This is a genomic window from Devosia alba (assembly GCF_039938915.1).
Lineage (GTDB): Bacteria > Pseudomonadota > Alphaproteobacteria > Rhizobiales > Devosiaceae > Devosia > Devosia alba.
This window is the reverse complement of sequence record NZ_JBDUUI010000001.1, coordinates 111,545-135,736: the sequence shown is the minus strand read 5'-3', so window position 1 is coordinate 135,736 and position 24,192 is coordinate 111,545. Positions and strand designations below refer to the sequence as shown.

The window sequence follows — 24,192 nt, the reverse complement described above, 5'->3', positions numbered from 1 at the left end:
GTTTTCGGGGCCGGGTGCTGGTTCATATCGCCGTGAAGCGCGTGATCTGGGGTAACCAAACCGCCCTATAATGCGAACTGAAGCGTAGATAGTTCCAATCAAGGAAATGATCATGTCCAGCACCCGTTCACCTGTCGTCACGCGTCCAAATGCCTGGCGCGCCACCTTCGCTTCCTTTCTCGTTCTGCCTGCCCTGGCATTGGGCCTGTTCAACCTGCCGGTGGCCGCGCAGGAGGCGCATGTGGTTATCCCCGCGCCAGCTGCTGAACTGACTGAAACGGGTACCAGTGCCGTGGCGGTGTTTGCCGGTGGCTGTTTCTGGGGCGTGCAGGGCGTGTTCCAGCACGTCAACGGCGTTCGCAATGCGGTATCAGGTTACTCGGGCGGTTCTGCGGAAACCGCGACCTATGAACTGTCCAGCTCGGGCAAGACCGGGCACGCCGAGGCGGTTGAGGTGACTTATGATCCGTCCGTGGTCAGCTATGGCGACCTGCTGCACATCTATTTTTCTGTGGCGCACAACCCGACTCAGCTGAACTACCAGGGCCCTGACCGAGGTTCGCAGTACCGCTCGACGATCTTTGCAGTGAATGACGAACAGGCGGCCACGGCCCAAGCCTATATCGACCAACTTGATGCCACGGGCCGTTTTGAAGCCCCCATCGTGACGACTATTGAGCCCTTGCAGGCCTTCTACCCGGCCGAACAGTATCATCAGGACTTTCTGACGCTGAACCCGACCTGGCCCTATATCGTGGTCCACGACCTGCCCAAGATCGCTGCGCTCGAGGCGATCTTTCCGGACGCCTATCGGGCCGAGCCGGTTCTGGTGGGCAGCCTCTAGGCTACCGAATCTGCCGGTGGGCGCGTCGTGCCCGCCGACACTTTTCCATAGTGGTCCAAACGTGGCGGAACGGTGGGGGGCAGCACGTTGATTCGGCTGGTCCCATTGTAGTGCTGGGCTGCCTGACCGGCGCGAGCGGGCCACTTGTGTCGAACGCTGTCCCAATTATGGCGAAGGTGTGGCTTGACGGCGCGACTCAGTCAGGGGTACATCTGCCAAGCTTGGTAGCCTTGGCTAGCGCGCATTGGGTGGGATTTGTATCAAATTGGGCCAAATGCGCGACATTGGCGCAACACCTCCCCCTAAATGGTCATGGAATGTTATCCGCACTGCCTAAATCCTCAGGCAGAGGCTTGCCACACGCGTTGGGCTGATGCATCTAACGGTGGACTACGGTTAACTCTATGGGAGTGCAAGATATGTTTGTACGTTCACTTTCTCTCGGTGTGGCTGCTGCCGCGCTTCTCGTTGGCGGCGCTCAGGCTGCTGATCTGATCATCCCGACCACGCCAGTGCCAGTTTACGAAGCTGCTGGTTTCGGCTGGGAAGGTCTTTATGCAGGCGTGAATGTTGGTGGCGTGTTCACCAACGCAAACGGCCTGAACAATCTCGAAACTGACTCGTCGCAGTTCTCGATCGGTGGCGCTGTCGGCGTTAACTTCATCGCCTACGATCCGATCCTGCTCGGCCTTGAAGTTCAGGGCGACTACCTGTTCCAGGACGGCGACGACGCCGGTATGTTCCTGGCGCTGGCTCGCGTTGGCGCAGTCGTGACCGATCAGGTCATGGTCTACGCTGCAGGCGGTGTTGGCATGACCAGCCGTTCGGGCACCAGCGACAGCATCTACGCTCTCGGCGGTGGTGTTGAAGTTGCTGTGACCGACGCTGTGTCGGTTCGTGGTGAAGTTCTTGGCCTCGGTGATTTCACCAACGCTGCTGGCGACCAGTTCTTCGATGGCGCCAAGGCAACTGTCGGCGTGTTCTACCACTTCTAAGATTTGCAATCGGGCAGGGCGGTTCTCCGCCCGCCTGACCTAGCGTCTTGCAAACCCAATTCGGCGAACCGTTCTGCGGTTCGCCGTTTTGCTTTGGGCGGTTTCGAGCGGATCCTGTGGTCCGTCGTCGCAGGAGCGATTCTGTCCGTTGCGTGGTTTGGGCGGCAATATCGGCTGTCATCTGCGACCCTCGTCCAGGCTTTTATCTGCCTCAAGCCACAGCATCCCAGCCGCTGCGGGATAGGAGATATATGATTGTAATCATCATATTTTCTTTCCCTTGAAACCCGATGGCCAAAGGTCTAAGCCCAAGCCATCATTCGTTGCGCCGGTTCGCTTGCCCCAATTGCTTGCGAAACTCACGTGACGCCGGTCGCCCGACCGGACTAGAAAACAGGCTGCCGCATGACTGATTTGCTCAGCGATTATCTGCCCATCATCATCTTCCTCGGCCTCTCCGCCGTTATCGGACTGGCGTTGCTGGTGGTTCCCTTCATTGTTGCAGTTCGGAATCCAGACCCAGAGAAGGTCTCGGCCTTTGAGGCTGGGTTTGATGCTTTCGATGATGCCCGCATGAAGTTCGACGTGCGGTTCTATCTCGTGGCGATTCTGTTCATTATTTTCGACCTCGAGGTCGCGTTTCTGTTCCCCTGGGCAGTGGCGTTCCACGATGTCGGCTGGTTAGGCTTCTGGTCGATGATGATCTTCCTGGGCGTGCTGACGGTCGGCTTTATCTATGAATGGCGGAAAGGTGCGCTGGAATGGGATTGAGCGATAACCAGACGATCGTCGCGCCACGCCCGACGGGCCTGATTGATCCCCGTACCCAGCAGGCAGCCGGAGCCAAAGACCCGTTCTTCACCGATGTTACCGATGAATTGGCGGATAGAGGCTTTCTGGTGTCCACGGTAGCCCAATTGGTGACCTGGGCCCGTACCGGCTCGCTGATGTGGATGCAGACGGGTCTGGCCTGCTGCGCCGTTGAAATGATGCAGATGTCGATGCCGCGCTACGACATTGAGCGCTTCGGCACGGCACCGCGCGCCTCGCCACGCCAGTCCGATGTGCTGATTGTTGCCGGAACGCTGACCAACAAGATGGCGCCGGCCCTGCGCAAGGTCTACGACCAGATGCCAGAGCCACGCTATGTCATCTCGATGGGAAGCTGCGCCAATGGCGGCGGCTACTATCATTATTCCTATTCAGTCGTGCGTGGCTGCGATCGTGTGCTGCCCGTTGACGTCTATGTACCCGGCTGCCCCCCGACCGCCGAAGCGCTTCTCTATGGCATATTGCTGCTGCAGAAGAAGATTCGCCGCACCGGCACCATCGAACGATAGGATCGCGAAAAATGGATGAAGCCATCCAGGTTGATCCGCTTGTGGACCTTGGCCAGCACATTGCTGGCGCTTTGGGCGCTGCGGTCATTGCACAGGAAGTCGCGTTTGGCGAATTGACGCTGACTGTGGCGCGCGATTCGATCATTTCCGTGGCAACGTTCCTGCGCGACGATGCGAAATGCCGGTTCATCAGCTTCACCGACATCTGCGGTGCCGACTATCCGGAACGCGATGAGCGCTTCGAGGTGGTCTATCAATTCATGAGCCCGCATCTGAACCATCGCATCCGGGTCAAGCTGCGTGCCGATGATGTTACGCCTGTGCCCAGCATTACCGGCGTTTTTCGTGGCGCAGACTGGTTCGAACGCGAGACCTATGATCTGTTCGGGGTGCTGTTCTCGGGCCACCAGGATCTGCGCCGCATCCTGACCGATTATGGTTTTGACGGGCATCCGCTGCGTAAGGATTTTCCGGTCTCCGGCTTTGTGCAGGTGCGCTATGACGAGGAGCGCAAGCGTGTGGTCTATGAGCCGGTTCAACTGATGCAGGAATATCGCGACTTTGACTATTTGTCGCCTTGGGAGGGCACTGACTATGTGCTGCCCGGTGACGAGAAGGCCAAACAATGACCGTTGAAGCCAATGTTCGTAATTTCACTATCAATTTCGGCCCGGTCCATCCGTCGGCCCATGGTGTGCTGCGCCTGATTCTGGAACTCGACGGTGAAATCGTCGAGCGCGTCGATCCCCATATCGGGTTGCTGCATCGCGGCACTGAGAAGCTGATCGAATCCAAGACCTACCTGCAGGCCGTGCCCTATTTTGACCGCCTCGATTATGTGGCGCCGATGAATCAGGAGCATGCCTTTGCTCTGGCCGTCGAAAAACTGCTGGGTCTGGAAGTGCCGCGCCGCGGCCAGTTGATCCGTGTGCTGTATTCGGAAATCGGGCGTCTGCTGGCGCATTTGATGAACGTCACTACGCAGGCCATGGACGTCGGGGCGTTGACGCCACCGGTGTGGGGCTTTGAGTGGCGCGAAAAGCTGATGATTTTCTACGAGCGTGCATCTGGTGCGCGCATGCATGCGGCCTATTTCCGCCCCGGCGGCGTGCATCAGGATCTGCCACAGTCGCTGATCGATGATATCGATGTGTTCTGCGATGAATTTCTCAAGTTCGTTGTCGATCTTGATACACTGCTGACCGAAAATCGCATGTTCAAGCAGCGCAATGTCGATATTGGCGTGGTCAAGCTGGAAGACGCGTGGAACTGGGGTTTCTCGGGCGTGATGGTGCGCGGTTCGGGTGCCGCCTGGGATCTGCGCAAGAGCCAGCCTTACGAATGCTATGACGAGATGGAATTCGACATTCCCATCGGCAAGAATGGTGATTGCTACGACCGCTATCTGATCCGCATGGAAGAGATGCGTCAGTCGACCAAGATCATGAAGCAGTGTGTCGCCAAGTTGAACGCTGCCGACGGCAAGGGCCCGGTTTCCTCGCTTGATGGCAAGGTTGTGCCGCCCAAGCGCGCCGAAATGAAGCGGTCGATGGAAGCTATGATCCATCACTTCAAACTCTATACCGAAGGCTACAAGGTTCCGGCGGGCGAGGTTTACGCCTGCGTAGAAGCGCCCAAGGGGGAGTTTGGCGTCTATCTGGTTAGTGATGGCTCCAACAAGCCATACCGTTGCAAGATCCGGGCGCCGGGTTTTGCACATTTGTCGGCCATGGATTTCCTGTGTCGTGGCCATATGCTGGCTGACGTCTCGGCGATCCTTGGCTCGCTTGATATCGTGTTCGGAGAGGTTGATCGCTGATGGTTGCGCGTCGCCTGGCTGACGAGTCGGTTCAACCGGCATCGTTCGCATTTAGTGCTGAGAACGCCAAATGGGCGGAATGGAAGATCGGGTTGTACCCGGCCGGCCGGCAGCAGTCTGCTGTCATACCGTTGATGATGCGGGCACAGGATCAGGATGGCTGGGTCAGCCGGGCTGCGATCGAAACGATCGCGGACATGCTCGGCATGGCCTATATCCGGGTGCTGGAAGTGGCAACTTTCTATACCCAGTTTCAATTGCAGCCGGTTGGCACGCGCGCCCACATTCAGGTCTGCGGCACCACGCCGTGCATGCTGCGTGGCGCCGGCGATCTTATCGAAATCTGCAAGAGCAAGATTCATCACGATCCGCACCATCTCAATGCCGATGGCACGATGAGCTGGGAAGAAGTGGAATGCGCCGGAGCGTGTGTAAACGCGCCAATGGTTGCCATCTACCACGACACTTACGAAGACCTGACGGCCGAGCGGTTCGAAGAGATCGTGGATGCATTTGCCGCAGGGCAAGGCCACACCATCAAGCCGGGCCCGCAGGTCGAACGCCTGCATTCGGCCGCACAGGGTGGCCAGACCACACTGCTGGTCAAGCCGACTGCCAAGCGCGAGAAGTTCATTCCACCGGCGCCACCGCCGGAAGCTGCTGCGCCTGAGGCTGCACCTGCGCCAACCACCGCGGCCAAGCCCAAGGATGTGACCGCTGAGTCGGCGCCCGCAATCAAAGGCACACCCGAGAAGTCCAAGGTTTCCCAGGCGAAGGCGGAGGGCGAGCGCAAGGCTGCTGATGCAGCGGCCAACGCCAATGGCAAGCCGAACAACGCCATGCGTGCCGGCGCGACCGGTGCTGAGTCAGATGGCGGCAAAATCGATGGTGGCAAGGCAGTGGACAAGACGCCCGTAGAGCCTTCGGTTGCTGCCCCCAAGAAGAGCCGCACAATCATTGCGCCCAAGGCCGACCCGGCTGCCGTCAATCCGACGGCTGAAAAGGGCGGCGATACGCCATTGTTTGTCGCGCCCGCCGGCGCTGCCGATGATCTCAAACTGATTTCGGGTGTGGGACCGGTGCTGGAGCGTAGGCTCAACGCGTTGGGTATCACCAAATGGAGCCAGGTTGCTGGGTTCAGCAGTGATGATGTCACCAAGGTTGACGATGCGCTTAACTTCAAGGGTCGCATCACCCGTGACGACTGGATCAAGCAAGCTGCTGCACTGGCCAAGGGCGGCGAGGCAGAATATGTCCGCGTCTTCGGCAAGAAGCCGCGCTAGGAGAGTGAAACGTGCTCGCTGATAAAGATCGCATTTTCACCAATCTGTACGGTCAACACGACTGGACGCTGGCTGGCGCGCGGGAACGGGGTGCCTGGGTCGGCACCAAGGAGTTTATCGATTCCGGCCGCGACTGGATTACCAATGAAGTCAAAGCCTCGGGCCTGCGGGGTCGCGGCGGCGCCGGTTTTCCCACGGCACTGAAGTGGACCTTCATGCCCAAGGTCAATGACGGCCGTCCACATTACCTACTGGTCAATGCTGACGAGTCTGAGCCCGGCACCTGCAAGGACCGCGACATCCTGCGCCATGACCCGCACCATTTGGTCGAGGGCTGCCTGTTGGCCGCCCGCGCCATGGATGCCCATCTGGCCTTTATCTATGTGCGCGGCGAGTTCATCCGCGAGCGTCAGCATCTCGAGCGCGCTGTCGAGGAGGCCTATGAAGCCAAGCTGATCGGCAAGGACAATATCCACGGCTGGGACCTCGATATCATCGTCCATCACGGCGCCGGCGCCTATATCTGCGGCGAAGAAACCGCTTTGATGGAATCACTGGAAGGCAAGAAGGGGCAGCCCCGCCTCAAGCCGCCATTCCCGGCGGGCATGGGCGTGTATGGCAACCCGACCACGGTGAACAATGTCGAGTCGATTGCTGTTGTGCCAGAAATTCTGCGCCGTTCGGGCGCCTGGTTCGCTTCGCTCGGTCGCGCCAACAATACCGGCACCAAGCTGATGTGCGTGTCCGGCCATGTGAACAAGCCAGCGACCTTCGAAGAAGAAATGGGCGTGCCGTTCCAGGATATGATTGAAAAGCACTGCGGCGGCATCCGCGGCGGTTGGGACAATTTGTTGGCTGTCATTCCCGGTGGTTCCTCGGTTCCGTGTGTGCCGGGCGACAAGATGCGGCATGCACTGATGGATTTTGACGGGCTGCGCGAAGTCGGCTCGTCGCTGGGCACGGCTGCGGTGATCGTCATGGACAAGCAGACCGATATCATCAGGGCGATCTGGCGCATCTCGGCCTTTTACAAGCATGAGAGCTGTGGCCAGTGCACACCGTGCCGCGAAGGTACCGGCTGGATGATGCGGGTGCTGGAACGCATGGTCGAAGGCCGCGCCCAGAAGCGCGAGATCGACATGCTGTTTGAGGTCACCAAGCAGATTGAAGGGCACACCATCTGTGCGCTGGGCGACGCTGCGGCGTGGCCGGTCCAGGGGCTGATCCGCAACTTCCGTCACGTGATCGAAGAGCGGATCGACCAGTACACATATTCATCCACCAGCGACGGCGCCGTGCCGTCGATCGCGGCGGAGTAGGGGCGATGGCAAGTATCAAGGTTGACGGCCAGCTCGTCGAAGTTCCCGACTACTATACCCTGCTGCAGGCCGCTGAAGCGGCCGGCGCCGAAATTCCACGCTTCTGCTACCATGAGCGCCTGTCGGTAGCCGGCAATTGCCGCATGTGCCTTGTGGAAGTGAAGGGCGGGCCGCCAAAGCCGCAGGCCAGTTGTGCCATGTCGGTCAAGGACATGCGTCCGGGCCCCAATGGCGAGCCGCCCGAAATGTTCACCAACACGCCAATGGTCAAGAAGGCCCGCGAAGGCGTGATGGAATTCCTGCTGATCAACCATCCGCTCGATTGCCCGGTCTGCGACCAGGGTGGTGAGTGCGATCTGCAGGATCAGGCCATGGCCTATGGCGTCTCCGGCTCGCGTTTCCAGGAAAACAAGCGCGCCGTCGAAGACAAGTATATGGGCCCGCTGGTCAAGACCGCAATGACCCGCTGCATCCAGTGCACGCGCTGCGTCCGTTTCATCACCGAAGTCGCTGGCGTGCCTGAAATGGGCGCGATTGGCCGTGGCGAGGACATGGAGATCATCACCTATCTCGACAAGGCGCTGAGCAGCGAGTTGCAGGGCAATGTGATCGATCTGTGCCCGGTTGGTGCCCTTACCTCCAAGCCCTACGCCTTCAACGCGCGGCCGTGGGAATTGACCAAGACCGAATCCATCGACGTGATGGACGCAGTCGGCTCCAATATCCGTGTCGATAGCCGTGGCCGCGAAGTGATGCGCATTCTGCCGCGCGTCAATGATGCAATCAACGAAGAGTGGATTTCGGACAAGACGCGCTTCGTGTGGGATGGCCTCAAGAGCCAGCGTCTGGATCGCCCCTATGTCCGCAAGGGCGGCAAACTGCAGGCGACCAGTTGGGACGAGGCGCTGGCGGCAGTTGCGGCACGCCTGAAGAAATCTGGTGGCAAGACCGGCGCCATTGCCGGCGACCTTGCAGCAGTCGAAGAAATGTATGCTCTCAAGAGCCTGCTGGCTTCAGTTGGCTCGGGCATGACCGATGTGCGTCCGCCCATGTCGGGCATCGATCCGTCAATGCCGCGCTCGGCCTATGTGTTCAACCCGACCATTGCCGGGATTGAGCAGGCTGACGCCATCGTCATCATTGGCGCCAACCCGCGCCTTGAGGCTTCGCTGGTCAATGCCCGCATTCGCAAGACCTGGCGCGCAACGGGGCTGCCAATCGCCGTGATCGGTGAGCAGGCGGACCTCACCTATAACTACAGCTACCTCGGCGACAGCTTTGAAGCACTTGCCGATCTGGCTGCCGGGAAGGGTTCGTTCGGCGAGATTCTCGCCAATGCCAAGCGCCCGCTGATCATTGTCGGTGAAAGTGCAGTGTCGCATGCCAAGCTGGGCAAGCAGGTTGGGCGCGACACCATCGCGCTGGCTGCCCGGCTGGCAACGGCTGGCAAGGATGTTGCCCCCGACTGGAATGGCTTTGCGCTGCTGCATAATGCGGCCAGCCGCGTTGGTGGCCTCGATATCGGCTTTGTACCGCATGATGGCGGCGTCTGCTCAGCGGACCAGATCGCCCTGGCCGGCAAGGGTGAGCTTGATGTGCTGTTCCTGCTGGGCGCCGACGAATATGACATGTCGACCATGGGCAATGCGTTCGTGGTCTATATCGGCACGCATGGTGATGCTGGCGCACACCGCGCCGATGTCATTCTGCCCGCGGCGACTTACACGGAAAAATCAGGAACTTATGTCAATACTGAAGGACGCGTCCAGGTGACCAACCGCGCGGTGTTCCCGCCGGGCGGCGCCAAGGAAGACTGGGCCATTATCCGGGCGCTCTCGGGCGCTATCGGCCAGCCGCTGCCATTCAACTCGTTGACCCAGTTGCGTGCGGCCATCTATGCCGAATTCCCCCACCTTGCGCGGATCGACCAAATTGCGCCGGGATCGGCGGCCGATATTGCAAAGCTGGCCAAGGCCAGTATCAAGACCAAGTCGGCGCCGTTTGGCTCGGCCGTGACCGAGTTCTATCTCAGCAATCCAATCGCCCGCGCCTCCGCCGTCATGGGTGAATGCGCAGCTACCGCAGCCGGTCTCCGGCAGGCCGCGGAGTAGGGGAGCACAATGGACTTTATTATCGCTGCCCTCGATTACCTGCTTGGTATCCCGCTTTTCGGCTGGGGCATCCATGTCGGGTTGGTCTACAAGGCGCTGCTATTGCTGGTGTCGCTGCTGGTGTTCACCGCGTTCATCCTGCTGGCCGATCGCAAGATCTGGGCGGCGGTGCAGATGCGGCGCGGTCCCAATGTGGTGGGTCCGTTCGGCCTGCTGCAGAGCTTTGCCGATCTGCTCAAGTTCGCGCTCAAGGAGTCGGTTATTCCCGGCGGCGCGGACAAGATCCTGTTTCTGCTGGCGCCACTGCTGACCGCAACCCTGGCCTTGACAGGTTGGGTAGTGGTGCCGCTCGGGCCGGGGCTGGCACTTGCTGACATTGATTTGGGCATTCTGTTCCTGCTGGCGATTTCATCGCTGGGCGTTTACGGCGTGATCATTGGCGGTTGGGCTTCGAACTCGAAGTACCCGTTTCTGGGCTCGCTGCGCGCGGCAGCGCAGATGGTGTCCTATGAGGTCTCCATCGGCCTGGTCATCATCACCGTGCTGCTCTGCGTCGGTTCGTTGAACCTGACCGATATCGTTATGGCGCAATACGAAATGGGCCTGGCCCACATGATTGGCTTGCCGCAGCTGACATTCCTGAACTGGTTCTGGCTGCCGCTGTTCCCGATGTTCGTGATCTTCTACATCTCGGCGCTGGCGGAAACCAATCGCCCGCCATTCGATCTGGCTGAAGGCGAGTCCGAGTTGGTTGCCGGCTTCATGACCGAGTATTCGGCGACGCCGTACATGCTGTTCATGCTGGGCGAGTATATCTCGATCCTGCTGATGTGCGCGATGACCACCATCCTGTTCCTGGGGGGCTGGACGGCGCCGATCGATATGGTGCCATTTACCTGGGTTCCACCGGTCGTGTGGTTTGTGATCAAGCTTAGCCTGGTGTTCTTCATGTTCGCCATGGCCAAGGCCATCGTGCCGCGCTACCGCTATGATCAACTGATGCGCATTGGCTGGAAGTTGTTCCTGCCGCTGTCGCTGGGCATGGTCATTATCGTTGCTTTCGTGCTTCAGCTTACCGGCTGGGGCTGGCATGGAGGGATGGCATGATGCGCGCCACCCAAGTCGTCAATACGCTGCTGCTGACAGAACTGGTCAAAGCCTTTTTTCTGGCCATGCGGTATTTCTTCTCGCCCAAGCCGACCATCAACTACCCGTTTGAGAAGGGGCATCTAAGCCCGCGTTTCCGGGGTGAGCACGCGCTGCGCCGCTATCCCAATGGCGAAGAACGCTGCATCGCCTGCAAGTTGTGCGAAGCCATTTGCCCAGCGCAGGCCATTACCATCGAAGCTGGCCCGCGCCAGAATGACGGCACGCGTCGCACGGTGCGTTACGACATCGATATGGTGAAGTGCATTTATTGCGGTTTCTGCCAGGAAGCCTGCCCGGTTGATGCTATCGTTGAGGGCCCGAACTTCGAATTCGCTACTGAAACGCGTGAAGAACTGTATTTCTCCAAAGAGAAGCTGCTCGCCAACGGCGATCGCTGGGAGCGTGAAATCGCTGCCAATATGTCCGCTGATGCACCGTATCGCTGAGAGGGAAGAGTATGACGCTTCCACTATTCTTCTTCTACCTGTTCGCCGCCATCGCATTGGCGTCGGCGTTCATGGTTATTTCGGCCAAGAACCCGGTGCATGCCGTGCTGTTCCTGATCCTGACATTTTTTAATGCGTCGGGTCTGTTCATGCTGGCCGGTGCCGAGTTCCTGGCGCTGCTGCTGATCGTTGTTTATGTCGGCGCCGTGGCTGTGTTGTTCCTGTTCGTGGTGATGATGCTAGACGTCGACTTCGTTTCGCTGCGACAGGGTTTTCTGCAATATGCGCCGGTTGGCGTGTTGGTGGGGGTGGTGTTGCTGCTCGAGCTGCTGCTGGTTGCAGGCAGCTTTGTGGTGTCGCCCGAGGTGACCAGCGCTGCTGTGCTGCCAATGGATGACGGCGTGGAGAATATCCGGGCCATCGGGCAGGTGCTGTATACGCGCTACATCTTCATATTCCAGGGTGCCGGCGCAGTGCTGCTGGTAGCCATGATCGGGGCCATCGTGTTGACCCTGCGCCACAAGAGCAACGTAAAACGGCAGGATCCGGTCAAGCAGGTCGGGCGGCGCCCGTCGGAAACACTCGAAGTCGTCAAAGTCAAAAGCGGTCAAGGGCTGTAGGGGACAATTATGGGCACAGGTATCGAGCTCGGTCACTACCTGACCGTTGGCGCCATTCTGTTCACGCTGGGCGTGTTCGGCATCTTCATCAACCGCAAGAACGTCATTGTCATTTTGATGTCGGTGGAATTGATCCTGCTGGCGGTAAACTTGAATTTCGTCGCGTTCAGCGCACAGCTCAATGACCTGCAGGGTCAGATTTTTGCGCTGTTGATCCTAACGGTGGCAGCTGCTGAAGCGGCCATCGGACTGGCCATTCTGGTCGCTTTCTATCGCAACCGTGGTTCCATCGCGGTTGAAGACGTCAACATGATGAAGGGCTAAGAACCACCGCTATGATCCAAGCGATTGTTTTCCTGCCCCTTATCGGCGCGCTAATTGCCGGTCTGTTGGGGCGTATCATAGGCCACCGGACAAGTGAGTATGTCACGACCGGTTTGCTGATTGTTTCGGCGGTATTGAGCTGGGTGGTCTTCCTGCCCGTCGCCTTTGGCGGCGGACTGATGGGCGCCGAGGTCGGTGGCGACACAGCGGTCCTCAAGATCGAGCTGATGCGCTGGATCCAGGTCGGCGGCATGGACCTGCGTTGGGTGCTGCGCGTCGACACGCTGACTGCCATCATGCTGGTGGTGGTCAACACGGTGTCGTCCCTGGTGCACATCTATTCCATCGGCTACATGGCCGATGATCCGCATCGCAGCCGGTTCTTTGCCTATCTGTCGCTGTTCACCTTCGCGATGCTGATGCTGGTGACGGCAGACAACTTCCTGCAGATGTTCTTTGGCTGGGAAGGCGTGGGTCTGGCGTCCTACCTGCTGATCGGCTTCTGGTACACCAAGCCCTCCGCCAATGCCGCTGCCATGAAGGCCTTCGTGGTCAACCGGGTCGGTGACTTCGGCTTCATGCTGGGGATTTTCGGCAGCTTTCTGGTGTTGGGCCAAATCGACTTTGATGGCGCGTTTGCTACTGCCGCGGGCTTTGCGACCACTGGCCTGCCGGTGATGCAGTTCCTGGGCTGGCAGGTCGATGCCATGACCGTTGTCTGCCTGCTGCTGTTCATGGGGGCCATGGGCAAGTCGGCACAGTTCCTGCTGCACACCTGGCTGCCTGACGCCATGGAAGGCCCGACGCCGGTGTCGGCGCTGATCCATGCGGCCACCATGGTGACCGCAGGCGTGTTCATGGTGGCGCGACTGTCGCCGCTGTTCGAGACCTCGCCCACGGCCATGATCTTCGTGATGATCATCGGCGCCATTACCGCGTTCTTCGCTGCGACGGTCGGCCTGGTGCAGAACGATATCAAGCGGGTGATCGCCTATTCGACTTGTTCGCAACTGGGCTACATGTTCGTGGCACTGGGGGCGGGGGCCTATTCGGCCGGTGTATTCCACCTGTTCACGCATGCCTTTTTTAAGGCGCTGCTGTTTCTGGGCGCCGGCGCGGTCATTCACGCCATGCATCACGAGCAGGACATGCGGAACATGGGTGGCTTGCGCCACAAAATTCCGGTGACCTACGCCATGATGCTGATCGGTACCCTGGCGCTGACCGGCGTTGGCATTCCGGGCAGCGAGTGGCTCGGCTTTGCGGGTTTCTTCTCCAAGGATTCCATCATCGAAGCGGCCTATGCGGTCGGTGGCAATACCGGGATGTTCGCCTTCTGGATGCTGGTGGTTGCGGCACTGTTCACGAGCTTTTACTCGTGGCGCCTGATCCACCTGACCTTTCACGGCAAGCCGCGCCCTGCGGCCCATGGTCATGATGACCACGCCGCCCATGACGATCACGCCCACGCTGAACATGGTTCTGCCTACGACCACGCTCACGAAGCACCCAATGTGATGTTGGTGCCGCTTTATGTGCTGGGTGTAGGGGCCGTGCTGGCAGGGGCGGTGTTCTATTCGATGTTCTTCCACGATGTGGCGCATATCGAGCACTTCTTCGCCGGGTCCGTGGTTGTCAACCATGAGCTGATCGAGGCTGCACATCACGTGCCGCTCTGGGTGAAGTGGAGTGCCACCATTGCCATGGTGCTCGGTTTTGTGGCGGCATACTGGATGTATATCCGTCGTCCGGAAATGCCCGGCCAGCTGGCCGCGACCAATCCGGGGCTGTACAAGTTCCTGCTCAACAAGTGGTATTTCGACGAGCTTTACGACGCTATCTTCGTCAGGCCCGCCCTGTGGATCGGCCGCGCCTTCTGGAAGGGCTTCGATGACTGGCTGATCGACGACAAGATCACCGAGGGCCTTGGTCGTCGGGTGCAGAATGTGACCGGTTGGGTCACCAGGCTTCAGTCCGGCTATCTCTATCACTATGCATTCGTCATGCTGATTGGCATTGCGGCACTCTTGACCTGGGCCATCGTGGCCGGGGGACTGATCTGATGAACTTCGACAACTCCATCCTCACAGTCGTCACCTGGTTGCCAATGCTTGGCGCGGCGGTGCTGCTGTTCATGCCCAGAACCGCACTCGAAGCCATCCGCTGGATGACTTTTGCGGTGACGGCAATCACCTTCGTGCTGTCGCTGCTGATGTGGCAGGCTTTTGATCCGTCCAATGCTGGCTTCCAGTTCGTGGTCAACCTCGCCTGGATTGGCGACACCATCGGCTATCGCGTTGGCGTGGACGGCATTTCGGTGCTGTTTGTGGTACTGACTGCCTTGCTGATGCCGGTATCGATCCTTGCGAGCTGGACCATCGACAAGCGCGTCAAGGAATACATGATTGTGTTCCTGATCCTGGAAACGCTGATGATTGGCGTGTTCACCACGCTCGATCTGGCGATGTTCTACGTGTTCTTTGAAGGCACATTGGTGCCAATGTTCCTGATCATCGGTATCTGGGGCGGCACGGCGCGCATCCAGGCCAGCTACAAGTTCTTCTTCTATACCTTCACCGGTTCGGTGCTGATGCTGCTGGCCATCATGGCGATGTACTGGAGTGGCGGCACGACGGACATTGTGAAGCTCTTGAGCCATGATTTCCCGTTGTCCTGGCAGCCCTGGTTGTGGTGGGCGTTTTTCGCTTCGCTCGCGGTCAAAATGCCAATGTGGCCGCTCCACCGCTGGTTGCCGGAGGCGCACGTGCAGGCACCAACCGCTGGTTCGGTGATCCTGGCGGCGATCCTGCTCAAGCTGGGCGGCTACGGCTTCCTGCGTTTCAGCCTGCCAATGTTCCCCGACGCGTCGGCGCAGTTTGCCGATCTCATCTTCTTTCTGTCGGTTGCCGCGATCATCGTCACCTCGCTGGTGGCATTGGTGCAGACCGACATGAAGAAGCTGATTGCCTATTCCTCGGTCGCCCATATGGGCTTTGTGACCATGGGCATCTTTGCCGGCAATGCGCTGGGCATTCAGGGCGCGATGTTCCAGATGATCTCGCACGGTATCGTGTCGGGTGCGCTGTTCCTGTGCGTCGGCGTTATCTACGACCGCATGCATACCCGTGATATCGCTGCCTATGGCGGACTGGTCGAGCGGATGCCGCGATATGCCTTCGCCTTCATGGTGTTCACCATGGCCAATGTCGGGTTGCCCGGTACATCAGGCTTTGTCGGCGAGTTTCTCACCATGATGGGCGTGTTCCAGGTCAATACCTGGGTGGCGTTTGGCGCGGCCTTTGGTGTGATCCTGTCGGCTTGTTACGCTTTGTGGCTGTATCGCCGCGTGATCTTCGGAGCGCTGACCAAGGAGAGCCTCAAGGGTATTCTCGATCTTGATCTGCGTGAAAAGGTCATGCTGTATCCGCTGCTCGTGCTGACCGTGGTCTTTGGTTTCTACCCTGCGCCGATTCTGGATACGACCGCTGCTGCGGTCAACAATCTGGTGTCGGACTATGCCGACTCGGTTGGGCTTGATCCCGCCGTATCGCTGGCTGACGCGCAGGCGCCACTTGTTTATGCCGAACCGGTTGTTGGCGCGGAAGCGCCGGCGGCCGCGCCTGCTTCGCACTAGGAGAGTCCCGTGAACTCAGACGTTATCGATTTCGCGAGCCTGGCTCCCGCATATCCCGAAATGCTGCTGGCCGTTGGTGCCGTGCTGCTGTTGCTGGTCGGTGTCGCAGTCAACAAGGAGCGCTCGCTTCTTGTCTCCTATGGCGCCGTGCTGCTGCTGCTAGCCGTTGCCGTGCTGGTGATGTTTGCCCCAATCGACGGCGTACTGTTCAATGGCGCCTTCATCGCCGACAGCTTTGCCCGGTACATGAAAATGCTGGTGCTGGGAGGTTCGGCGTTCTCGCTGCTGCTGGCCCTGCCACGGGACGAGGAGAACGGTACTCACAAGTTCGAGTTTTCCGTACTCGTGCTGCTGGCGACGCTGGGCATGATGATGATGGTTTCGGCCAATGATCTGATGAGCCTGTATGTCGGGCTTGAGCTGCAGTCGCTGTCGCTTTATGTGCTGGCCGCAATCAAGCGCGATGACAGCAGGGGAACAGAGGCGGGCCTGAAGTACTTCGTGTTGAGTGCCCTGTCGTCTGGCTTGCTGCTCTACGGCGCCTCGCTGATCTATGGCTTCACCGGCCATACCAATTTGCAGGAAATCGTTCGCGCCATTGCCGTGGAAGGTCGTTCGATCGGTCTGATTTTCGGCGTGGTGTTCCTGCTCGCCGGTATTGCCTTCAAGATCTCGGCGGTGCCGTTCCACATGTGGACCCCTGACGTTTATGAGGGCGCGCCCACCCCGGTCACGGCATTCTTGGCCACGGCGCCCAAGGTGGCGGCGATGACCCTGATGGTCCGGCTGGTTATCGATACCTTCCAGGGTATCACCCAGGACTGGCAGCAGATCGTCATCTTTCTCTCGATTGCCTCGATGGTGCTGGCAGCGTTTGCCGCCATCGGCCAGAAATCGATCAAGCGCCTGATTGCCTATTCTTCGATCGGTCATGTGGGTTTTGCCCTGGTCAGCCTGTCGTCGGGTACTCAGGGCGGCGTTGAAGGCGTGATGATCTACATGGCGATCTATGTCGTGATGACAATTGCCATGTTCGCCTGCATCCTGGCGCTGCGTACTGATGCCGGCTATGTCGACAATATCAGCGATCTGGCCGGTGCGGCGCAGCAGCGGCCGTTTGTGGCAGCCGTGATGGCCGTCACCATGTTCTCGCTGATTGGCATGCCCCCACTGGCCGGCTTCTTTGCCAAGTGGCACGCGTTTCTGGCGGCAATTGACGCGCAACTCTATGTGCTGGCGGTGATTGGGGTGCTGGCTTCGGCTGTTAGCGCATTCTACTATCTGCGTGTCGTCAAGGTGATGTATTTTGATGAGCCGGTGCGCGCATTCGAGGCCGTGCCTATGGCGCTCAACATCGTCATGGGTGTGACCGGATTCCTGATGGTAACGTACTATTTTACCGTCGGTGGTCCGCTGGCCAATCTTGCCCACATCGCGGCCGGAAGCCTGTTCTAGGTGAGCGACTTTACGCTTGGCGCCAAGGCGCGCGCGGCCGGCTATCGGCTGCGCGGCTATGACAGTGTGGGATCAACCAATTCGGAAGCCCTCGAAGCGGCGGCCTCCGGAGATCCCGGTGGCATCTGGTTTGTGGCACGGCAGCAGGTGTCGGGCAGGGGCCGTCGCGGCCGCCAATGGGAGAGCCCTTATGGCAATCTTGCCGCCACGCTGTTGATTGTGCCCGACTGCGACCCCACATTGTCTGCAACGCTGGGCTTTGTGGCGGGGGTTTCGCTTAGTCGTGCCCTGTCGGCCATTCTACCCAACGGTCTGGTGCATATTGGAATTGACGGCGCCGACGGCCTGGACGGCCAGTCGCGCATCGCGCTGAAGTGGCCCAACGACGTGTTGGTCGACGGCGCCAAGCTCGCCGGTATCCTGCTCGAGGCCAACAAACTGCCTGACGGACGTCAGGCCATTGCGATTGGTATCGGGGTCAATGTAGTTGCAGCACCGCGAGGTTTGCCCTATCCCGCCATCAGCCTGAATGATTTTGGCGTCTCGCGCGACGCTGGTGAGGTGTTTGACGCCCTCAGCGATGCGTGGACCGAGATTTTTGGATTGTGGAATGACGGGCGAGGCACTGGCGCGGTGCTCGAGCACTGGCGCGCGTCGGCCGCTGGTATTGGCGCGCCGGTCGCGGTCACGCAGAACGGCGACGTTGTGCGCGGCATTTTTGAATCTATCGACGACGCGGGACGATTGATCGTCCGCGGCGAGGATGATCGTCGCATCGCGATTACCGCGGGTGACGTGCATTTTGGGGCAACGGCCAGCGCCCAAAGCTGACCATTAATTGCGCAGGCGACCGGCGACCAAAGATCGCTCCGGCGTTGCGCTCGAAAGGACTGAACTGACCCATGGCTAAAACCCAAAGGGATGAACTCGTATTTGTGCCGCTTGGCGGCGTCGGCGAGATTGGTATGAATATGGGCGCTTACGGCTTCGGGCCGGAAAAGTCGCGCAAATGGATTGTGGTCGATTGCGGCGTGACCTTTGGCGGGCCCGACCTGCCAGGGATCGAACTGATCATGGCCAACCCCGAATTTCTTGAGGAACGCGCCGATGACGTGCTGGGGTTGATTCTGACCCATAGCCACGAAGACCACTATGGCGCGGTGCTCGATCTGTGGCCCGGTTTTGAAAAGCCGGTCTTTGCGACGCGGTTCACCGGCGCCATGCTGGCGGCCAAGCGCGCCGGCGACGGTATCGTCGAGAATGTCGACCTGACCATCATGGTGCCCGGCCAGCCCTTCAATCTGGGACCGTTCACCATTGAGGCGATTAACGTCGCCCACTCGATCCCCGAATCCAACGCCTTGTTGATCACGACCCCCATCGGGCGCATTCTGCATACGGGCGATTGGAAGCTTGATCCTACCCCGGTTGGCAATGCGCCCACTGATGTCGAGCGGCTCAAGCAGATCGGCGAGGACACATCCACGCCACTCGCCCTGATTTGCGATTCCACGAATGCGCTCAAGGATGGCGAAAGCCCGAGTGAAGCTGAAGTCGCCGGCAATCTGGCGGCGATGATCGCGGAAGCCCCCAATCGTGTTGCGGTGACCACCTTTGCCTCCAATGTGGGGCGGGTGATCTCCATCGTGCGCGCGGCCGAAAAGGCCGGTCGCCAGGTGGTGATGTCCGGGCGTTCATTGCACCGGATCATGGGCATTGCCCGCGAACTGGGGATGCTGGAAGGCCTGCCGCCACTGCTCGATCAGGACGCCTATCGCTCGATCGCCCGCAACAAGATTGTGCTGATCTGCACGGGCAGCCAGGGAGAAGCCCGCGCGGCTATCGCGCGCATCGCCCGTGGCGATCATCCGGTGATTGCGCTGGCGGCCGGCGATCGCATGATCTTCTCGTCCTGGGCAATCCCGGGCAATGAGCGCGAAGTCATTGATATCCAGAACCAGCTGATCGATCAGGGCGTTGAGGTCATCACCACCAATGACGGTCTGGTGCATGTGACTGGCCATCCGCGGCGCGGCGAGATGCGCAAGCTCTACAGCTGGGTAAAGCCAACAGTGTTGGTGCCGGTGCATGGCGAACCCGTGCACCTGAAGGCCCACGCCAAGCTGGGACGTGAGTCCGGCATTCCCACGGTGTGTGAAGCCCGCAATGGCGACATGGTTCGCCTGTTCCCGGACACGGCGCTGCTCAAAGCAGAAGTGCGGACCGGTGAGCTTTATCTCGACGGTCTGGTGCTGTGCACGCCTGAGGAATCCGGCGTCAAGGGACGCCGTCGCCTGTCGTTTGGCGGCCACGTCGTGGTCAGCTTGTGCGTCAATGGCAGCGGGCAGGTCGTGTCGGGACCGGATCTGGTGATTGATGGTCTGCCCGAGACCGAGGACGAGTCGCTGAGCGAATTGGTGGAAGACACCATTGCCGGCGTTCTCAAGTCGATGCCACCCAAGCGGCGCAGCGATACCGAAGTGCTCAATTCGGCGCTGTTCAAGGGCATTCGCAATGAGGTCAACGCCTATTGGGGGCGCAAGCCCAATGTGTCGGTGTTCGTCCACCGCGTCTAAGGCCTTCAATGTCGCGGCTGGCCTGTGCTGGCCGCGACATTATTCAGTCTTCGCCTGCGCCTGGTGATGGTCTAGTGCTAGGATAGTTCATCGCCAGCGGCACTTACCCCAAGGACAACCCATGCAGATTGGCTCAATCATCGCGGTATTTTTTGTCCTGTGGTGGATCAGCTTTGTTGCGGTGTTGCCCATCGGCAATAAGAGCTTCCATGAAGCTGGCGAAGAAGTCGTGGCCGGCAGTGATCCGGGCGCCCCGATTGCGCCGCGCTTGCTGTTCAAGGTGCTGACGGCTACGGGGCTGGCAGCCGTGCTGACCGCGCTGTTGATGTGGGGTCTCACCAATGAAGCCCTGCAATACTACTGGAACCGCTAGTTCGTCCGTCGCTTCGCCGCTGCTAGCACGCAGCCGGCCTGAACTGCGTGAGTGTGAGCGAGCCCCAGAGCGGCCTCAAGCTCGGCGACGGTAGCCAGCGTCGCGTAAATGCACTTCAACGACCCATTAGCGGAGCGTGTGTCCTGCCCGGCAGAGCTGAGGCGATACGACTGAGGGCTGCAGAATTTGCCATCGCGAATGTGCGAACTGGCGCGTCCACCAATCGCCAAGAAAAAAGCGGGGCACAAGGCCCCGCTGAAAAAGTTTGTTCGACAATACGCTGGTCTTAGGCGCGCTATGACAGCGCGCAGCCAACGCTCCTCCCTTGACGTTGTCGACGTCCGGCGGTTGTAACCACCTGCGCTTTATTGGGAGAAACCCTAACAAGTCAAATGAGCTCTGTCACGTAGATTCTGCATGCCTTCCATGCTTGCATCGGATGGACGAGTAGGATTTGAGTGGGCATCAACATCAGCCTTGAGTCGACAGTCATTCCTGGAGTTTACATGCGCCTGTCTCGCTATTTTTTGCCGGTGCTGCGCGACGTTCCCAAGGACGCCGAGATTGCGTCGCATCGTCTGATGCTGCGCGCGGGCATGGTCCGCCAACAGGCCTCGGGTCTCTATTCATGGCTGCCGCTGGGCTACAAGGTCCTGATGAAGGTCCAGAAGATCATCGAGGAGGAGCAGAACCGTTCCGGCGCGATCCAACTGCTGATGCCGACCATTCAATCGGCCGATCTGTGGCGGGAAAGCGGCCGCTACGATGCCTATGGCAAGGAGATGCTGCGCATCCAGGATCGGCATGAGCGCGATTTTCTCTTCGGACCGACCAATGAAGAGATGATCACCGACATCTTCCGCAGCTATGTGAAGTCCTATAAGGACCTACCGCTGAATCTGTACCACATTCAGTGGAAGTTCCGCGACGAGGTGCGGCCGCGCTTTGGCACCATGCGCAGTCGCGAATTTCTGATGAAGGATGCCTATTCGTTCGATTTGAGCAAGGAAGAAGCGGTGAAGGCCTATGAACGCATGTTCGTGGCTTATCTGCGCACCTATGCCCGCATGGGCCTGACGGCGATTCCAATGCGTGCTGATACCGGCCCGATTGGTGGCGATCTCAGCCATGAGTTCATCGTGCTGGCGGACACCGGCGAAAGCGCGGTGTTCTGTGACAAGCGTCTGCTCGATAAACCCATCCCACCCCAGGATACGGACTTCCGGGGCGATCTGAGTCCGATCTTTGAGGACTGGACGTCCCACTATGCCGCGACCGAAGACATGGTCGACATGAGCGAATTCGAGGCATCGGTGAGCGAAGAAAACCGGGTTTCGGCCCGGGGCATCGAAGTTGGCCATATTTTCTACTTCGGGACCAAGTATTCGGAACCCATGAAGGCGACTGTGACCGGTCCCGACGGCAAGGAAATTACCGTGCATATGGGATCCTACGGTATCGGGCCGACCCGGTTGGTACCGGCCATCATTGAAGCGTTCCATGACGATGACGGCATTGTCTGGCCAGTATCGGTGGCCCCGTTTGAGGCCGTGCTGATCAATCTCAAGGCCGGAGACGATGCCTGTGATGCAGCCTGCGACGCCCTCTATGCCGAACTAAACGCGGCCGGCCTCGACATGCTGTATGATGATCGCGATCAGGGTGCTGGTGCCAAGTTCACCACGGCGGACCTGATCGGCATTCCCTATCAGATCATCATCGGACCGCGCGGGTTGAAGGCTGGCGAGGCCGAAATCAAGCACCGCAAGACCGGTGAGCGCGAGACACTGCCCATTGGCGAGGCCGTGGCTCGGCTCAAGGGATTGATTGAACCCCAGCGAAAGACCGACATTTGACCGACACGGCGCAGCCTGCACTGAACAAGGGCACGCGCGCCTTTTCGCGCTTTGAGTGGCTGATCGCTGGCCGCTATTTGCGGGCCCGGCGCAAGGAGGCGTTCATTTCGGTGATCGCCAGCCTGACCATGGTCGGCGTGGCTATCGGGGTAGCGACCCTGATCGTGGTGATGTCGGTAATGAACGGCTTCCGCGCCGAGCTGCTGACCAAAATCCTGGGTCTGAACGGCCACTTCACCGCGTTTCCCATCGAGCGCGAATTCACCGACTACAAGGAGACCATCGCCGCCCTCGAGCAGATTGATGGCGTCAGTTTCGCGGTCTATTTCGTCGAGGGTCAGGTGCTTGCCTCCGGTCCCGGTAGTTCAACCGGCGCGACGGTGCGCGGCATGGATGAGGAAAACCTTGAAAAGCTCGACCTGCTGTACAATTCGGCAGTGCAGGGCGGCTGGGACGAGTGGGATAGCTCCAAGGGCGTCGCAATCGGTTACCGGTTGGCGCAAGCTCTGGGGGTGTCGCTGGGTGACCAGGTGCAGATCATCAATCCGGATGGGGCGATGACGCCATTTGGCTCGACACCACAAATCCGCTCCTATCCGGTCAATGTGATCTTCAATCTTGGCATGGTCGAGTTTGACAGCTTCTTCATGTACATGCCCCTCGAGCCGGCGCAGACCTATTTCAAGAAATTTGAAGAGGTGCTGAAACCCGGCATGGGGCCGTTGGATCCCTTGGCGAGCGACGCCGAGATCGACGCTGCCTATGAGCGCATCAATCAGGTTTCGGCGGCGGAGGTCTTTATCGACGATCCCGACAACGTGATGGAGATGCGGCAAAGGCTACAGTCTGATCCGTCGACCCGACCACTGGTGCTGACTGACTGGCAGCAGCGCAACGAGACGTTCTTCTCGGCGCTGCAGGTCGAACGCGTGGTGATGTTCACCATTCTGTCGATGATTATCCTGGTGGCGGCGTTCAATATTATTTCCAGCCTGATCATGCTGGTGAAGGACAAAAGCTCCGACATCGCCGTGCTGCGTACCATGGGAGCCACGCGCGGCGCGATCATGCGCATCTTCTCGATCACGGGTACCACCATCGGCGTGATCGGCACGCTGACGGGCGTGGTGCTGGGCCTGATCGTGGCCGCCAATGCGGAGACACTACGGGCCTTTGTGTCGAACACGCTGGGCGTGGCGATCTTTCCGCCCGAGGTATTCTTCCTGTCGACGCTGCCATCCAAGACTGATCCGGTGGAGGTAGCCGTGGTCGTTGGGCTTGCCTTGGGGCTGAGTTTTCTGGCGACGCTGTATCCTGCCTGGCGAGCGGCCCAATATGATCCGGTAGAGGCATTGCGTTATGAGTAAGCCCCATCTGGTTCTCACCGATGTGCATCGCCACTATGGTCAAGGCGACAAGATCGTCCGTGTACTCGAAGCCGCCAACCTGACCGTACAGAGCGGTGAGATGGTGGCGCTTGTCGCACCCTCTGGCGCCGGCAAATCGACGCTGCTGCACCTCTCAGGCCTGCTGGAGAGCCCGCAGGGGGGCGAAGTGGAGCTGATGGGGATCAAGACCAGCCATCTGGGTGATCGTGGCCGGACGCAGCTGCGCCGATCGACAGTGGGTTACGTGTACCAGTTCCACCACCTGCTGCCCGAGTTCACGGCATTGGAGAATGTCTCCATGCCGCAGCTGATCGCCGGCAAGTCGCCGGCCGAGGCGGACAAGCGTTCCATGGAATTGCTCGAGCTGCTCGGCATTGCGGCGCGCGCCAGCCATCGGCCAGCTGAATTGTCGGGCGGCGAACAGCAGCGCGTGGCGATTGCCCGGGCTGCGGCCAACCATCCCAAGGTCATTCTGGCCGATGAACCCACCGGCAATCTTGACCCCGAAACCAGCGACATCGTGTTCGGGGCGCTGGCCGACCTGATCAAGAATGAAGGGGCGGCAGCCTTGATTGCCACCCACAACCACGATCTGGCGCGCCGCGCCGACCGGATTGTCACGCTCAAGGGCGGATTGGTGGTCGATCACACACTGTGATT

Annotated in this window: 22 protein-coding genes; all 22 read left to right on the top strand. The window is 59.5% G+C overall.

Features of this window, described 5'->3' with window-relative positions:
- Nucleotides 1–112: 112 nt before the first annotated feature.
- The 22 genes from msrA to ABFY71_RS00530 all read left to right on the top strand — a co-directional run bounded on the left by msrA (nucleotide 113) and on the right by ABFY71_RS00530 (nucleotide 24,190).
- On the top strand, nucleotides 113–844 hold the full coding sequence (gene msrA, locus ABFY71_RS00635; protein ID WP_347944235.1) for a peptide-methionine (S)-S-oxide reductase MsrA: 732 nt from the start codon (nucleotides 113–115) through the stop codon (nucleotides 842–844).
- 404 nt (nucleotides 845–1,248) lie between these two features.
- Entirely contained in the window at nucleotides 1,249–1,839 is a 591-nt protein-coding gene (locus tag ABFY71_RS00630) for an outer membrane protein (protein ID WP_347944234.1), read from the top strand.
- 405 nt (nucleotides 1,840–2,244) lie between these two features.
- Nucleotides 2,245–2,610, top strand: a complete 366-nt coding sequence (locus tag ABFY71_RS00625; protein ID WP_305578121.1) for an NADH-quinone oxidoreductase subunit A — start codon at nucleotides 2,245–2,247, stop codon at nucleotides 2,608–2,610.
- Entirely contained in the window at nucleotides 2,601–3,179 is a 579-nt protein-coding gene (locus ABFY71_RS00620) for a NuoB/complex I 20 kDa subunit family protein (RefSeq protein ID WP_305578119.1), read from the top strand. The genes ABFY71_RS00625 and ABFY71_RS00620 overlap by 10 nt, the downstream gene beginning before the upstream one ends.
- A gap of 11 nt (nucleotides 3,180–3,190) precedes the next feature.
- Complete coding sequence (locus ABFY71_RS00615) at nucleotides 3,191–3,808, top strand: NADH-quinone oxidoreductase subunit C (RefSeq protein WP_347944233.1); 618 nt, start codon at nucleotides 3,191–3,193, stop codon at nucleotides 3,806–3,808.
- Nucleotides 3,805–4,998, top strand: a complete 1,194-nt coding sequence (locus tag ABFY71_RS00610) for an NADH-quinone oxidoreductase subunit D (RefSeq protein ID WP_347944232.1) — start codon at nucleotides 3,805–3,807, stop codon at nucleotides 4,996–4,998. The genes ABFY71_RS00615 and ABFY71_RS00610 overlap by 4 nt, the downstream gene beginning before the upstream one ends.
- Nucleotides 4,998–6,281 carry an NADH-quinone oxidoreductase subunit NuoE gene (nuoE, locus tag ABFY71_RS00605; protein WP_347944231.1) on the top strand — a complete coding sequence of 428 codons (1,284 nt, stop codon included), beginning with the start codon at nucleotides 4,998–5,000 and terminating at the stop codon, nucleotides 6,279–6,281. The genes ABFY71_RS00610 and nuoE overlap by 1 nt, the downstream gene beginning before the upstream one ends.
- An 11-nt stretch (nucleotides 6,282–6,292) precedes the next feature.
- Nucleotides 6,293–7,600: an NADH-quinone oxidoreductase subunit NuoF gene (gene nuoF / locus ABFY71_RS00600; RefSeq protein WP_305578111.1), complete on the top strand. Its 1,308-nt coding sequence runs from the start codon at nucleotides 6,293–6,295 to the stop codon at nucleotides 7,598–7,600.
- 5 nt (nucleotides 7,601–7,605) lie between these two features.
- Nucleotides 7,606–9,711, top strand: coding sequence for an NADH-quinone oxidoreductase subunit NuoG (gene nuoG, locus ABFY71_RS00595; protein ID WP_347944229.1), 2,106 nt, complete (start codon nucleotides 7,606–7,608; stop codon nucleotides 9,709–9,711).
- A gap of 9 nt (nucleotides 9,712–9,720) precedes the next feature.
- Nucleotides 9,721–10,818, top strand: a complete 1,098-nt coding sequence (gene nuoH, locus ABFY71_RS00590; RefSeq protein ID WP_347944228.1) for an NADH-quinone oxidoreductase subunit NuoH — start codon at nucleotides 9,721–9,723, stop codon at nucleotides 10,816–10,818.
- Nucleotides 10,818–11,306 (top strand): NADH-quinone oxidoreductase subunit NuoI, encoded by a 489-nt coding sequence (gene nuoI, locus ABFY71_RS00585; protein ID WP_305578127.1) that lies wholly within the window; start codon nucleotides 10,818–10,820, stop codon nucleotides 11,304–11,306. The genes nuoH and nuoI overlap by 1 nt, the downstream gene beginning before the upstream one ends.
- An 11-nt stretch (nucleotides 11,307–11,317) precedes the next feature.
- Nucleotides 11,318–11,926 carry an NADH-quinone oxidoreductase subunit J gene (locus ABFY71_RS00580; protein WP_305578105.1) on the top strand — a complete coding sequence of 203 codons (609 nt, stop codon included), beginning with the start codon at nucleotides 11,318–11,320 and terminating at the stop codon, nucleotides 11,924–11,926.
- Between the two features lie 21 nt (nucleotides 11,927–11,947).
- Nucleotides 11,948–12,250 carry an NADH-quinone oxidoreductase subunit NuoK gene (nuoK, locus tag ABFY71_RS00575; protein WP_305578125.1) on the top strand — a complete coding sequence of 101 codons (303 nt, stop codon included), beginning with the start codon at nucleotides 11,948–11,950 and terminating at the stop codon, nucleotides 12,248–12,250.
- 11 nt (nucleotides 12,251–12,261) lie between these two features.
- Nucleotides 12,262–14,313, top strand: a complete 2,052-nt coding sequence (gene nuoL, locus ABFY71_RS00570; protein WP_347944226.1) for an NADH-quinone oxidoreductase subunit L — start codon at nucleotides 12,262–12,264, stop codon at nucleotides 14,311–14,313.
- Nucleotides 14,313–15,884, top strand: coding sequence for an NADH-quinone oxidoreductase subunit M (locus ABFY71_RS00565; RefSeq protein WP_347944225.1), 1,572 nt, complete (start codon nucleotides 14,313–14,315; stop codon nucleotides 15,882–15,884). The genes nuoL and ABFY71_RS00565 overlap by 1 nt, the downstream gene beginning before the upstream one ends.
- A 9-nt stretch (nucleotides 15,885–15,893) precedes the next feature.
- Nucleotides 15,894–17,339 (top strand): NADH-quinone oxidoreductase subunit NuoN, encoded by a 1,446-nt coding sequence (gene nuoN / locus ABFY71_RS00560; RefSeq protein WP_347944224.1) that lies wholly within the window; start codon nucleotides 15,894–15,896, stop codon nucleotides 17,337–17,339.
- A complete protein-coding gene (locus tag ABFY71_RS00555) occupies nucleotides 17,340–18,170 on the top strand; it encodes a biotin--[acetyl-CoA-carboxylase] ligase (protein ID WP_347944223.1) in 831 nt (276 codons plus the stop codon). It abuts the gene before it with no gap.
- 71 nt (nucleotides 18,171–18,241) lie between these two features.
- Complete coding sequence (locus tag ABFY71_RS00550; RefSeq protein ID WP_305578095.1) at nucleotides 18,242–19,915, top strand: ribonuclease J; 1,674 nt, start codon at nucleotides 18,242–18,244, stop codon at nucleotides 19,913–19,915.
- Between the two features lie 121 nt (nucleotides 19,916–20,036).
- Complete coding sequence (locus ABFY71_RS00545) at nucleotides 20,037–20,288, top strand: DUF1467 family protein (protein ID WP_347944222.1); 252 nt, start codon at nucleotides 20,037–20,039, stop codon at nucleotides 20,286–20,288.
- Between the two features lie 506 nt (nucleotides 20,289–20,794).
- On the top strand, nucleotides 20,795–22,144 hold the full coding sequence (proS, locus tag ABFY71_RS00540; protein ID WP_347944221.1) for a proline--tRNA ligase: 1,350 nt from the start codon (nucleotides 20,795–20,797) through the stop codon (nucleotides 22,142–22,144).
- Complete coding sequence (locus tag ABFY71_RS00535; RefSeq protein WP_347944220.1) at nucleotides 22,141–23,511, top strand: ABC transporter permease; 1,371 nt, start codon at nucleotides 22,141–22,143, stop codon at nucleotides 23,509–23,511. The genes proS and ABFY71_RS00535 overlap by 4 nt, the downstream gene beginning before the upstream one ends.
- On the top strand, nucleotides 23,504–24,190 hold the full coding sequence (locus ABFY71_RS00530) for an ABC transporter ATP-binding protein (RefSeq protein ID WP_305578087.1): 687 nt from the start codon (nucleotides 23,504–23,506) through the stop codon (nucleotides 24,188–24,190). Before ABFY71_RS00535 ends, ABFY71_RS00530 begins: the two co-directional genes overlap by 8 nt.
- The last annotated feature ends 2 nt before the right edge of the window (nucleotides 24,191–24,192 follow it).

Bases quoted from the DNA above. Each gene is read 5' to 3' on its own strand.
- msrA (WP_347944235.1), top strand. From the start codon at position 113: ATGTCCAGCACCCGTTCACCTGTCGTCACGCGTCCAAATGCCTGGCGC.
- ABFY71_RS00630 (WP_347944234.1), top strand. From the start codon at position 1,249: ATGGGAGTGCAAGATATGTTTGTACGTTCACTTTCTCTCGGTGTGGCT.
- ABFY71_RS00625 (WP_305578121.1), top strand. From the start codon at position 2,245: ATGACTGATTTGCTCAGCGATTATCTGCCCATCATCATCTTCCTCGGC.
- ABFY71_RS00620 (WP_305578119.1), top strand. From the start codon at position 2,601: ATGGGATTGAGCGATAACCAGACGATCGTCGCGCCACGCCCGACGGGC.
- ABFY71_RS00615 (WP_347944233.1), top strand. From the start codon at position 3,191: ATGGATGAAGCCATCCAGGTTGATCCGCTTGTGGACCTTGGCCAGCAC.
- ABFY71_RS00610 (WP_347944232.1), top strand. From the start codon at position 3,805: ATGACCGTTGAAGCCAATGTTCGTAATTTCACTATCAATTTCGGCCCG.
- nuoE (WP_347944231.1), top strand. From the start codon at position 4,998: ATGGTTGCGCGTCGCCTGGCTGACGAGTCGGTTCAACCGGCATCGTTC.
- nuoG (WP_347944229.1), top strand. From the start codon at position 7,606: ATGGCAAGTATCAAGGTTGACGGCCAGCTCGTCGAAGTTCCCGACTAC.
- nuoH (WP_347944228.1), top strand. From the start codon at position 9,721: ATGGACTTTATTATCGCTGCCCTCGATTACCTGCTTGGTATCCCGCTT.
- nuoI (WP_305578127.1), top strand. From the start codon at position 10,818: ATGCGCGCCACCCAAGTCGTCAATACGCTGCTGCTGACAGAACTGGTC.
- ABFY71_RS00580 (WP_305578105.1), top strand. From the start codon at position 11,318: ATGACGCTTCCACTATTCTTCTTCTACCTGTTCGCCGCCATCGCATTG.
- nuoL (WP_347944226.1), top strand. From the start codon at position 12,262: ATGATCCAAGCGATTGTTTTCCTGCCCCTTATCGGCGCGCTAATTGCC.
- ABFY71_RS00565 (WP_347944225.1), top strand. From the start codon at position 14,313: ATGAACTTCGACAACTCCATCCTCACAGTCGTCACCTGGTTGCCAATG.
- ABFY71_RS00550 (WP_305578095.1), top strand. From the start codon at position 18,242: ATGGCTAAAACCCAAAGGGATGAACTCGTATTTGTGCCGCTTGGCGGC.
- ABFY71_RS00545 (WP_347944222.1), top strand. From the start codon at position 20,037: ATGCAGATTGGCTCAATCATCGCGGTATTTTTTGTCCTGTGGTGGATC.
- proS (WP_347944221.1), top strand. From the start codon at position 20,795: ATGCGCCTGTCTCGCTATTTTTTGCCGGTGCTGCGCGACGTTCCCAAG.
- ABFY71_RS00530 (WP_305578087.1), top strand. From the start codon at position 23,504: ATGAGTAAGCCCCATCTGGTTCTCACCGATGTGCATCGCCACTATGGT.